The 1,140-nt window shown below is 63.8% G+C and carries 1 protein-coding gene; it reads right to left on the bottom strand.

The annotated features are described in order from the left end of the window. Positions 1 to 1,092: an IS630 family transposase gene (locus tag AC0I8G_RS25820; RefSeq protein WP_471732496.1), complete on the bottom strand. Its 1,092-nt coding sequence runs from the start codon at positions 1,090 to 1,092 to the stop codon at positions 1 to 3. Positions 1,093 to 1,140 lie beyond the last annotated feature (48 nt).

Below are 1,140 nucleotides of genomic sequence, written 5' to 3'. Positions count from 1 at the left end.
CTAGTGTCCTCCGCCGGAGATCCGCTGCAGAAGTCGCCCGAGTGACGCCAGGATCTGATCAGCGGTCTTGGTCCAGACGAACGGCCTTGGATTCTCGTTCCAGTCCACAACCCAAGCCCGCAGATCGGCTTCCAGAGCCTGGACACTGCGGTGGTCACTGCGGCGCAGCAGATCATCAGTGACGTAGGCGAAGAGGCGCTCGACCTGGTTTAACCACGATGAGTAAGTTGGGGTGAAGTGCAACTGGAACCGTGGGTGCTTGCCCAACCACGCCTTGACCGTAGGGTGCTTGTGGGTTCCGTAGTTGTCGCAGACGACGTGCACGTCGAGGTCGTCGGGGACCTCTTGGTCGATCTTGGTGAGAAACTTCTTGAACTCCACCGACCGGTGCCGACGGTGGGTCGCCGAGATCACCGTGCCGTCGGCGACGTTCATCGCCGCGAACAAGGTCGTGGTGCCGTGACGGACGTAGTCGTGGGTCCTTCTCTCCGGCATGCCCGGCATCATCGGGAACGCCGGCTGGGAGCGGGCCAGGGCCTGGACCTGGCTCTTCTCATCCACGCAGAGCACCACCGCAGCCTCGGGTGGGTTCAGGTAGAGGCCGACGACGTCGTGGACCTTCTCCACGAACATCGGGTCGTTGGACAGCTTGAACCCTTCAGCTCGGTGCGGTTGGAGGCCGAACGCCTTCCAGATCCGCCCGATAGTGGTGGGGCTCAATCCGCTGCGCTGCGCCATCTTGGCGCGGCTCCAGTGGGTGGCATTGGCCGGTGTCGACTCCAAGGTGTCGACCACCACTGCCTCGACCTGCTCGGCGGTGATCGACGCGGGACGTCCTGGGCACGGCTCGTCACCGAGCCCGTCGAGACGATCGGTGACGAAACGACTGCGCCACTTCCCGACCGTGGCTTGGGAGCATCCCAGCCGGGCTGCGACTTCCTGGTTGTTGCCGCAGTGCTCGCATTCCAGCACGATTCGAGAACGCAACGCCAACGCCTGGGACGAGGTGTGCCGCCGCGCCCAACGCTGCAGCTGGTCCCGCTCCTCATCGCTGAGCAACAGCTCGGGTTTGGGACGTCCGGTCCGAGGCATGCGACGAACCTACGACTTATCGAGCGAAACTCAAGTGCGGGACACTAG

This window comes from Kineococcus sp. AC630 (assembly GCF_979255925.1).
Note: the sequence above shows the minus strand (reverse complement) of the source record. Positions and strands in the feature narration are given on the sequence as shown.

Coding starts and splice junctions, on each gene's coding strand:
- AC0I8G_RS25820 (WP_471732496.1), bottom strand. CDS start 1,092: ATGCCTCGGACCGGACGTCCCAAACCCGAGCTGTTGCTCAGCGATGAG.